This window comes from Bradyrhizobium manausense (genome assembly GCF_001440035.1).
Taxonomy (GTDB): domain Bacteria; phylum Pseudomonadota; class Alphaproteobacteria; order Rhizobiales; family Xanthobacteraceae; genus Bradyrhizobium; species Bradyrhizobium manausense.
In genome coordinates this window covers 13,368-23,028 of record NZ_LJYG01000080.1, presented here as the reverse complement: position 1 = coordinate 23,028, position 9,661 = coordinate 13,368, and the positions used below count along the sequence as shown (strand labels likewise).

Annotated in this window: 11 protein-coding genes and 1 pseudogene; 3 read left to right on the top strand and 9 right to left on the bottom strand. The window is 64.9% G+C overall.

All coding sequences use genetic code 11. The annotated features are described in order from the left end of the window. From AOQ71_RS48055 to AOQ71_RS17880, 3 genes are all read right to left on the bottom strand, one after another. A partial coding sequence (locus tag AOQ71_RS48055; RefSeq protein ID WP_283809603.1) for a biotin carboxylase N-terminal domain-containing protein occupies positions 1-320 on the bottom strand: 320 nt, incomplete at its 3' end. Further along, positions 320-778, bottom strand: a complete 459-nt coding sequence (gene accB / locus AOQ71_RS17885) for an acetyl-CoA carboxylase biotin carboxyl carrier protein (RefSeq protein WP_063958258.1) — start codon at positions 776-778, stop codon at positions 320-322. The genes AOQ71_RS48055 and accB, both read right to left, overlap by 1 nt. 47 nt (positions 779-825) lie before the next feature. After that, positions 826-1,584, bottom strand: coding sequence for an SDR family oxidoreductase (locus AOQ71_RS17880; protein ID WP_057748605.1), 759 nt, complete (start codon positions 1,582-1,584; stop codon positions 826-828). 187 nt (positions 1,585-1,771) lie between these two features. Here AOQ71_RS17880 and AOQ71_RS17875 point away from each other — a divergent pair, with 187 nt between their 5' ends. From AOQ71_RS17875 to AOQ71_RS45150, 3 genes are all read left to right on the top strand, one after another. Further along, a complete protein-coding gene (locus tag AOQ71_RS17875) occupies positions 1,772-2,758 on the top strand; it encodes a LysR substrate-binding domain-containing protein (RefSeq protein WP_162268376.1) in 987 nt (328 codons plus the stop codon). Positions 2,759-2,854: 96 nt separating this feature from the next. Further along, on the top strand, positions 2,855-3,526 hold the full coding sequence (locus AOQ71_RS17870) for a 4-carboxy-4-hydroxy-2-oxoadipate aldolase/oxaloacetate decarboxylase (RefSeq protein ID WP_057748598.1): 672 nt from the start codon (positions 2,855-2,857) through the stop codon (positions 3,524-3,526). A 38-nt stretch (positions 3,527-3,564) separates the two neighbouring features. Continuing rightward, positions 3,565-4,551 carry a peptidyl-alpha-hydroxyglycine alpha-amidating lyase family protein gene (locus AOQ71_RS45150; protein WP_057748735.1) on the top strand — a complete coding sequence of 329 codons (987 nt, stop codon included), beginning with the start codon at positions 3,565-3,567 and terminating at the stop codon, positions 4,549-4,551. Between the two features lie 998 nt (positions 4,552-5,549). Here the strand turns inward: AOQ71_RS45150 and AOQ71_RS17860 are convergent. The 6 genes and pseudogenes from AOQ71_RS17860 to AOQ71_RS48050 form a co-directional block, all read right to left on the bottom strand. Further along, on the bottom strand, positions 5,550-6,470 hold the full coding sequence (locus AOQ71_RS17860) for an acyltransferase domain-containing protein (RefSeq protein ID WP_057748594.1): 921 nt from the start codon (positions 6,468-6,470) through the stop codon (positions 5,550-5,552). Further along, positions 6,470-7,318 (bottom strand): triphosphoribosyl-dephospho-CoA synthase MdcB, encoded by an 849-nt coding sequence (gene mdcB, locus AOQ71_RS17855; RefSeq protein WP_057748591.1) that lies wholly within the window; start codon positions 7,316-7,318, stop codon positions 6,470-6,472. The genes AOQ71_RS17860 and mdcB overlap by 1 nt, the downstream gene beginning before the upstream one ends. Beyond that, entirely contained in the window at positions 7,315-7,962 is a 648-nt protein-coding gene (mdcG, locus tag AOQ71_RS17850) for a malonate decarboxylase holo-[acyl-carrier-protein] synthase (RefSeq protein ID WP_057748589.1), read from the bottom strand. The genes mdcB and mdcG overlap by 4 nt, the downstream gene beginning before the upstream one ends. Further along, on the bottom strand, positions 7,955-8,689 hold the full coding sequence (gene mdcE, locus AOQ71_RS17845; RefSeq protein ID WP_057748586.1) for a biotin-independent malonate decarboxylase subunit gamma: 735 nt from the start codon (positions 8,687-8,689) through the stop codon (positions 7,955-7,957). The genes mdcG and mdcE overlap by 8 nt, the downstream gene beginning before the upstream one ends. Continuing rightward, the gene (locus tag AOQ71_RS17840; RefSeq protein WP_057748583.1) at positions 8,676-9,590 is read right to left on the bottom strand and encodes a biotin-independent malonate decarboxylase subunit beta; all 915 of its coding nucleotides are present in this window, start codon (positions 9,588-9,590) and stop codon (positions 8,676-8,678) included. The genes mdcE and AOQ71_RS17840 overlap by 14 nt, the downstream gene beginning before the upstream one ends. Then, positions 9,587-9,661 (bottom strand): annotated as a pseudogene (locus AOQ71_RS48050) (malonate decarboxylase acyl carrier protein); the annotation flags it as partial. The gene AOQ71_RS17840 and the pseudogene AOQ71_RS48050, both read right to left, overlap by 4 nt.

Genomic DNA, 9,661 nt, shown 5'->3' with positions numbered 1-9,661 from the left:
GCGGGCGGGCCGATGAAGGTGAGGCCCGCGCGCGCCACCCGATCGGCAAACTCCGTACTCTCCGAGAGGAAGCCGTAGCCCGGGTGGATGGCTTGGGCGCCGCTGACCTCGGCCGCGAGAAGGATCGCCGCCATGTTGAGATAGGTGCTGCTCGCCGGCGCCGGCCCGATGCAGAGTGCCTGGTCCGCGAGTGCGACATAGCGCGCGTCGCAGTCAGCTTCAGAGTGAATGACGACCGTCTTGAGACCCATCGCCCGACAGGCGCGCTGGATGCGAAGCGCGATCTCACCGCGATTGGCGATCAGGACCTTGTCGAACATCAGGATGAACCCGCGGGACCGATCCGGAACAGGGCCTGACCCGCCGCGATCTCCTCACCATTCTCCGCGAGGACCGCGAGCACGACGCCGGGCGCCTCGGCGGCAATATCAATGAAGGTCTTCATTGCTTCGATGATGCAGATCTTCTGCCCGGCTTCGATCCGTGCGCCGACCTCGACCAGCGGCGGCTCGTCCGGCGCCGCGGCCCGGTAGAAGATGCCATGCATCGGCGCGGGCACGAGGGTGTCGGCGGCAACCTCGGGAGCCGGACTTTCCTGGTGATCGAGAGCAGGAGCCTCGACCTCGGCCCGGTTTACAGGCTGTGCCGGGACCGCAGGCGGGCCCGCAGACGCGCGCTTGAGGATGCGTACACGGGTGCCGTCCTGCGTCAGGTCCAGCTCCGCTATCGAGGAGCGCGCAACGAGATCCACGAGCTGTTCGATCTTGGAGAGGTCCACAATCACGCTCCGCGTTGGCGGCCCGCCGAGTTCGGTGCGTTCATGCGTCACTCCGCAGGCGGCCGGCTCTTCTGTGCAAAATTCAGGCCGCCGACGACCTGCTGGGTCGGCAGGACTTCCATGAAGGCGACATTCATCCGCGCCGGCGAACCGACCGCGAATGCGATCGAATAGGCGATGTCCTCGGGCTGAAGCGAATCATAGTCGTCGAAGAAGCGGCGTTTGGCTTCGGCGAGATCACCGAGCAACCGGCCGAACACCTCGGTCTCGACCCGGGCCGGCGATATCTCGGTGACGCGGACCCGTGTTCCGTAGAGGTCGACGCGCAATTGCTGCGACAGGGAGTGAATGCCGGCCTTGGTGGCGTGATAGACGGTGTTTCCGCCTGCGAATGCGTAGTGCCCAGCGATCGAGGAGATGTTGACGATATGGCCCCGATCGCGGCGGGCCATGCCCGGCACGATGAGGCGCGTCAGATGCAGGACCGCGCGCAAATTGACGTCGATGAGGGCATCGACATCCTCCGCCGTGGTGTCCAGGATATTGCCGCGGCGGGACTGGCCGGCGTTGTTGACCAGGACGTCGAATTCGGTCGACTTCGCCAATGCGGCGAGCGCGTCGAGGTCGCTGATGTCGACGGCGCAGGGCCGGCAGCCGGTCTCCGCCGATAGGGCGCTCAGGCGAGAGGCGTCGCGCGCCACGGCGTAGACCTGGAGTCCTTCCGCACTGAGGCGACGAACCGTCGCAGCGCCGATTCCCGAGGAAGCGCCCGTCACCAAGGCCGTTCGATAATCTGAAAATCCCATCCAAAGGGCTCCTCTGCTACCGTCCAACCCGCACGAGCGGCGTCGGCTGCAAGGCAAGCGGCGGACGAGTGCAGTACTACCTATAGGCCCCCCAAGGTTCCAGATGGTAAGAACAATTCCTTCTGATCCCATAGCTTCAGCCTATTGCTGCTGTACTGCTCCCTGACTGTTATCCGGAGACGCCATATTGGATACGAAACGTTTGGAAGCCTTTATCAAGGTCGTGGATCTCGGCAGCATGACGAGCGCGGCGAAGGTCCTGAATGTTGCACAGCCGGCGCTGAGCCAGCACATTGCGAGCCTGGAGGCGGATTTCAAGTGCAAGCTACTCGACCGCAGCGCCCGCGGCGTCAAGCCTACCGAGGCCGGTCGAATTCTCTACCGCTATGCCAAGTCGATCCAACGGCAGATCGAAGAGGCAAGGCGCACCATTCTGGACAACAAGCCGGAGCTGACCGGCAACGTCACGATCGGTCTGGCCCCACTCAGCTCGGCGGCATTGCTCGCGATCCCGCTGCTCACGCAGATACGCGAACGCTATCCTGGCATCGTGCCGCACATCTACGACAGCTCAGGGGTCATGCTCAGCGAAATGATGCTCAAGGGGAGCATGGATATGGCAGTCCTGTACGGCGAGCGCCCGGTAACCGGGCTGGATTACAAGCCGCTGATGCGCGAGCACTTCTATCTTGTCGCGCCCCGCAGCACGTATCTGGAGGAGATACCTCCGGAGGACATTTCGGCGGCGGAGGTCGCGCAATTCGACCTGCTTCTTCCATATCGGGAATCCTTCCTGCGACAGACCATCGAGCGGGTCTGCGCCGAGGTGGGACTCCGCCCGCGCATCGTCGCCGAGATCCATTCTCAATCGATCCTCTTTTCGGCGATAGCCGCCGGAGTCGGCGCGGCAGTGCTGCCCATGTCGATAGCAAGAGAGTTGCCGAATCTCGACCAACTCTGCATTAGACGGATCAATGCGCGGTCGGCGTCGCAACAGATGTCGCTATGCATTTCCGATAACGCTGCGCTGTCCGACGCTGCATTCGCCGTCTATAAGATCCTCCTCGATATCATCATCAAAAGCTGGGGGCCGTTCGATTCCCAGCTCGGCCCGGCTGCCGTCGCCGCGGCTGGCTCAACGTCGCCTCCGGACGGTGCGAAGGACGAGCCATAACAAAACACGATGCGGCAATCCTAAAATCTGAATTTGCCGCCCCAAGGCGGTTGGTTATGGAGGTGTAACGGAGATCGCGACAGCAAGGAGGTTACCATGGTGCACGTAATCAGGACATTTGATCGGCCCGCCACCGAGCTTGTCGAGCGCATCAAGAAGTTTCCTCCCTCCACCCTTCACGAAGCGCAAGGACGATCGGGCGCGCTGAACTCCCGCATCAAGCCGATCTATTCCGGGATGCGCGCCTGCGGACCGGCACTGACGGTGACCTGCCATCCAGCCGACAACATGATGCTGATCACAGCGATTTCGCTGGCTAAGCCCGGCGACGTGCTCGTGGTGAGCGCGGGCGACCATCCCGAGCAAGGCGGCTTCGGCGAGGTGCTGGCGACCGCCTGTGTTGCCAAGGGCATCGTCGGGCTCGTTACGGATGCCGGCGTTCGCGACGGCCTTGCGGTGCGCGACACCGGCTTCAACGTCTTCTCCTACGGCCTCTGCATGAAGGGTACCGTCAAAGAGACCCTCGGCACCATCAATCAGCCGATCGTCATCGGCGGCATCGCCGTCCGCCCCGGCGACATCGTCAGCGCCGATGACGACGGCGTCGTGATCGTGCCGAAGGAGAACATCGCCGATGTCTGCGTTAAGTCGGCGGCGCGCGAGGACAAGGAAGCCAGCGTGATGAAGGCGCTCAAGGCCGGCGGCGACATCCTCGAGCTCTCCGGTATCGGCAAAGTTCTGGAGTCCAAGGGCTGCACCTTCGCCTGAGCGGCCAAGCGCCGCAGCACGCAGTGATGGGAGGTCAGGTGTCAGCCATTCTCGGCTCGGGCGAGCATCGCTACCGCGTGATCGAGAATTGGGCGAAGCTGCCGGACGGCTGGCAGCTCACCGATTTCGCCTCCGTCGCGGTTGACAGCAAGAACCGCATCTACGTCTTCAACCGCGGCGTCCACCCGATGGTGGTGTTCGACCGTGACGGGAACTTCCTGCGCAGCTGGGGCGAGGGGCTCTTCTCCCGCGCCCACGGTCTGCACATCGATGCCGACGACAATCTCTACTGCACCGACGACGGCGACCACACTGTGCGAAAGTGCACGACGGACGGCAAGATGCTGCTGACGATCGGCGTTCCCCAGAAGCCGGCTCCGTTCATGAGCGGCGATCCCTTCCATCGCTGCACGCACACGGCTTTGTCGCCGAAGGGCGAGATCTACGTCTCCGACGGCTACGGCAACGCGCGCATCCACAAGTTCACGCCGGGCGGCAAGCTGATCAAGAGCTGGGGCGAGCCCGGCACCGATCCCGGCCAGTTCAACATCGAGCACAATATTGTCACTGACGCCGAGGGCTGGGTCTATGTTGCCGACCGCGAGAACCATCGCGTGCAGGTGTTTGACGGCACTGGCAAATACGAGACGCAGTGGAACAATCTGCACCGGCCGTGCGCGCTGTGCTGTTGTGGTGGGCCGAAGAACCCCGCCTTCGTCATCGGCGAGCTCGGCCCCGCCATGCCGGTTAACCGCAAGGTGCCCAATCTCGGCCCGCGGCTGTCGATCGTTGACGCCGACGGCAAGCGCATCGCGCGGCTCGGCGGTGAGGATGGTCCCGGTATTGCGAGCGACAAATTCCTTGCGCCGCATGGGATCGCGCTGGACTCCAGAGGCGACATGTATGTCGGCGAGGTCGGTGTCACCAATTGGAAGACGAACTTCCCCGATTATGAGATGCCGGACGTCGTCCGCACCTCGCGCTGTCTGAAGAAGCTCGAGCGGGTGGCCGACGTTCCGCACTAGAGGGGCCCCGCCGTCAACCTCCCCCTGCGCCTGGTTGCCATACGCTCGCCTCCGCCGATGGCATCACTTTCAGAGAAACGCTACACCCATCCGCGAGGGTGCGCGCCAGGCCACCCGACAGGACAACCTCAGACCGTGCTCTGGGATGATCAAATCGAAGGTGGCGAGTATTCGGTCGGTCGCATCCAATAATTGCAGCGCCGCGCCAGACGTCGAATTAAACTCCCTCGACTTGCGCTGGCATGGCCGCGCGAATCGCGGTGCCCTGCGTGTCTCCACCGTTGGTTCCACTGCTACAGCAGCTCCCAAATCGATCTATATTCTTCAACGCTCTGATTGATCCAGAGCAGCGCGGCCCGCCTAATCAACCAAAGAAGTTGGTGTTCCTCCCCATCATCACCGGGAGTCATGTGCAATAAGAAAGGAATTCTCGCCAAATCGAAACAACGTGTGGCGTGCTCGGCGCTCGCTTAACGTTTGAACGTCGAGATATGGATACGCGTGCGTAGCAATAAGCTTCATGGCTGAAACCTGCTCAAAGCAGTTGATCAACCATTAGCCGTCTTAGAGAGAACAAACGGGCGCGTCACCGTGGGGGACAAACCTAAATGCGCCTTGGCTACCCCGCAAAAGTTCACTTTTGAACAAATCGCGCTAGCCTTCGTTGACTGATGAATGGAGGAGGAAACAATGCCTCTTTACTTCTTTCATCAGCATGTGCGCGGTCAGAAGACGGAAGACCTGCGTGGAGAACTGTTCCCGACGGATGGGGCATGTCACCGAGCCGCGCAGCGGATGCCAGCCGGCCTTAAACGAGCTGCGGAGCGTTCCTCCAACACCTATGTCACTACCGAAGTAACCTAGCGGCAATCAGACCCTGTTCGTTGTGAGGGGAACAGTCATTGTCGAACGGCGATAACGGCGGCGAACGCGCTCCGCGTCCGCGCTTGCCGATGGGTCGAGAAGCCGACGGCAAATTGCCCGCGTGAGTGGTCCCGTTACTCGGAGGCAATCCAGTCGCGCAGGCCCCCGATGGTGCGGAAACCGTCGGCCGCATAGCAGCGGATCGACGGAAAGCCACCTTGCATCATCTCGGCCAGCGCATGTCCCGGGCCGAGGTCCAGCACGCGATCGACGCCTTGCTCCGCGAGAGCATCCAGCGTCGCAGCCCAGTCGATCGGGCGTGCGAGCTGGCCGGCGAGCGTAGCCGTGGCATCGGATGCACAGAAGATGCGCTCGCCGCCATCTCCGGCGAGGAGGATCCGCTGAGCTGCAATAGGCACGTGCGTGCTCGCCGCGAACGCCTGTTGCAGGGGCTTACAGGCCGCTTCGAGCCGTGAGGTGTGCGAGGCGATCCTGACGGCGAGAAGTCCGGCCCGCGCGGCGCCCTGCGTTGTCGCCTCATCGCAGAGAGCGATGACATCCCGCTCCGTGCCGCCGACCACATAGAGGAGATCGGGATTCCTGATCGCGATCTCGCAGCGATGCTTCGCAAGCAGCTGGCCGAGCGTGGTCTGATCGAGCCCGCGGACATAGCCAAGCCGGCCGCCCGGGCCGGCCGCGCGGTCCATCAATCGGGCGCGGACATCGGTCAGTCGCAGCGCATCGGCGGCGGTCCATAGTCCTGCGACGCTCCAGGCCGCCATTTCGCCTACGCTATAACCCGTGACCACGGTCTCCTCAGTCAGCAGATCGGCAATGCGGGCGTGGATCGCGAGGGCCGATGTGACGGTCAGGATCTGGCTGACGCGGTTGGCGGACAGCACGTCCGCGTTCCGCGTCCTCACGAACTCTCGCGGGTCTTCCCCGAGACGGGCTGCTGCGGCAGCGAAGACCGGCTCGGCAGCGGGCTGGCCGGCGACAAGATCAAAAATCTTGTCCGAGAGCCTGCCTTGTCCGCCGCAGAGCAGTGCCAGCATCAGGGCCCCATCCGATCGACGAACAGGGTCATGGCGAGCAGATCTGCCGAGCCGCCAGGGCTGAGGTTGCGGGCGACGAACGCCTGATGAATATCGGCGGCGCGCTTGCGCCATCCCGAAGAGCCGACGCCTCCGGTGGCAAGGAATGCAGACGCGCTATCTTGAGCGAACCGCAATCCCTCGGCTCCGCCCCGGTGCAGCAGATTGGTGTCGGCGACTTCGGCGATCAATGCCATGCAGGTTTGAACGCGGACCGCTTCGTCATCGTCAGGCGCGAGCATCCGTGCCGCATGCAGCGCGGGAAGGGCGATGTCATAGACGGAGGGGAAACCGCAAGCAGCTTCTGCCCTGGCGCCGCCGGCGCCATAGCGACGCGCAGCCACCGCGCCGTGGCTGCGCAGCAAGATCGGGCCGTCGGGGATGGCCTTGCCCCATCGTTGCGAGACCACTTCGCCGAGCGGCTTGCGGATGCCGAGCGCCTCGCGATAGCCGGCCGCGGCGCAAAGCAGGCCCAGCCCGAAGATCGCGCCGCGATGCGTGTTCACGCCTGACGTCGCCGCCAGCATCGCGCGCTCGGCCGCAACCCCGATCGCGCGCAGCCGGTCCATGCCGGCACCCACGGCGCCTGCGGCGGCGAGCTCGTGGAAGAACGGTGCCAGCGTGTCGGCGCTTCGGCACAGCAGTGCGGCATCCATATCGCGATGCGCGCCGTTGTCGACATGGCTGACGAGGCCGGGCTTCGGATAGGTCTCGACTTCGCGCTTCAGGCAGAGCGAAGCGAGATGACCGAGCTGCTCCGCACGGCGCGCGCGCTCTGGCAGCGCTTGCCATCTCAGCGCCGGGTTCATGACGCCGCACCCCCCAGAAAAGCTGCGCGCGTCGTGCTCGTGACACCGGCCGGACCTTTCACAAGGACCTCGTCCGCGTCATCGCCGGTCAGCTCGCGCCATTGCACGCCCCCGGCGGGAGCCGTGATCTCGCCGTCCAGCCGCATCGGCGCCTGCCTGGCAATCGCGGCAATATCGGATGGCAGGATCTTGGCTTGCGTCACTGCTGACAGCGGCCAGAGCAGATCGAGATCCGAGCTCTCGGAAAGATATGGAAGGCCGGTGAGATGCTCCCAGGCCAGACTGCCGAACGTGCGCGTCTCCGGCAGAAGCGCAAGCAAGAGGTCGATGGTCGCGCTCCAGTGCGCAGGCGCCGCGGCGGCGGCATCGGCCAGCAGGGGCGGCGGAGCGGATGCGACAATATCGGCGGCGGCGAGAGAGAGGGCGATACGCCGTTTGCCATGGCTTGGAGGGAGCGGCAGACCGAGCGGAACGCGGCCGGCGGTATCGCTGCAGGCCGGCCGGCGGACGATGAGGGGACGTCCCGCATGTATCCAGCTCGCGACGATCGGCTCGCTGGCAAGCTCGGGATAGCGATCCATCACCCCGGCCCATCCGGTCGTCGAGGCCTTCACCATGCTGTGGCGTGCGAGAGCTTCAGCCATGTAGCGGTTCCCGATGTGCCGCGAGCGCAACAACGCGATCGGCGATCTCGGCAGCTTTGCGCCGGCCGCCCCGCTCGGTACCGCGCCGGCTGCGATCATCCCGTCCTTGCGACCGTTGCAACACGGCCGCAAGCTGCGGCGCCAGCGGTGCGCTGTCGTCCCAGACGGCGTGAACGCCGCCTGTCAGCACCATGTTGTCGAGCCCGGGCGCGAACACGGACGTGGCTTCGGCCTTGGCCTTTAGCACATCGATCGGCAGTTTGGTGACCCGCGCCATCGACGGCAGGTCCATCACCGCGGGATGGGCGCCGGGCAGCGCCACCAGCGTGCCGGTGGCGAGCGCGGTCGCGATGAACGCACCGGCAGCGCTGCCGCCATAGAGCAGGCCGACGGTGCGATGCCCCTCGGCCTCCGCCAGCAGCAGCGCCTTGGCGAGATGCGACAGATATTCGCTGAGGCCGAGCAGCTCGTCGCGCTTGCTCATGCGCTGGCTGGCGGAATCCACCAGGAACAAGATCGGCGCCCGGTCCCCGGACTTGACGATGTCGATCACGCGGCTCGCGAGCACGATCGCCTCGTCGACGCCGAGCGGCTCTCCCCCGATGATGCCGAGCACATGGACAGGTCCGCCGTCGGGCAGCACCGCCCGTCCCGCGATCATCTCGCCTGATCTGTCGATCTTGCGTCCGTTCGGAAACAGGCTGGCCAGGATGTCATCGAGCGCCATCGGCATTCTCCCTGTCGTTGGCGGCGCGGAGGAAGGCGGCGGTCGGAAGTGCGGGGACATCGGACGGATTGCCGATGCCGAGAGTCCGCCAGATCTCGACGGCATCCTCGGCCTCGCCAAAGCGCTGCAGCCGCCGCTTTAGCCGCGCCTGTTCGGCTTCGAGAACCGCGACATCGCATCGCTTGCCGGCCTTGAGCGCATCGATCGCGGCCTGGCGAAATGCCAGCGCCTCGTCGTCGACGAACATGTCGACGCCGCCGATCAAATAGCGGTGCTTGCCGCCCATGGTGCGCCAGACCAGGGCGCGGTCGCGCGAGTCGAATTCCTCGATGCCCTGGTTGGTCTCGATCACTTCGGGGCCGCTGACGCTGAGCCGGCCCTGCTCGGAGATGATCAGCCGCGAGCAGGTGCCGGCGATCAGGCTGCCGCCGCCATAGCAGCCGGCACGTCCGCCGATCAGGCCGACGACGTTGACGCCGGCGCGACGCGCCTCGACCACCGCGCGCATGATCTCCGCAATGGCGAGCTCGCCGGCATTGGCTTCCTGCAGCCGCACGCCGCCGGTGTCGAACAGGATCAGCACGTCGTGCTTGAGCGCGCGTGCGGCGCGCAACAGGCCGGCGAGCTTGGCGCCATGGACCTCGCCGAAGGCACCGCCCATGAAGCGTCCTTCCTGCGCGGCGACGAGCACCGGCGCGCCGTCCAGCCGGCCGCGCCCGACCACGATGCCATCGTCGAACTGCTCGGGCAGGTCGAAGATCGACAGATGCGGGCTGATCTCGCGCAGCTCGGGGCCGATGAATTCAGAGAAGCTGCCGGCATCGAGCAGCGCGTCGATGCGCTGCCTGGCGCTCGCCTCGTACCAGCTCAGCGAGACGGCATTGGCTGTGACGGCTGTCATTGCTCCGGCTCCTCGATCTTGCGGACGCCCTGGGCAAGCCGCAGCGTCACCGTGTCGGGCCGGGCGCCGCC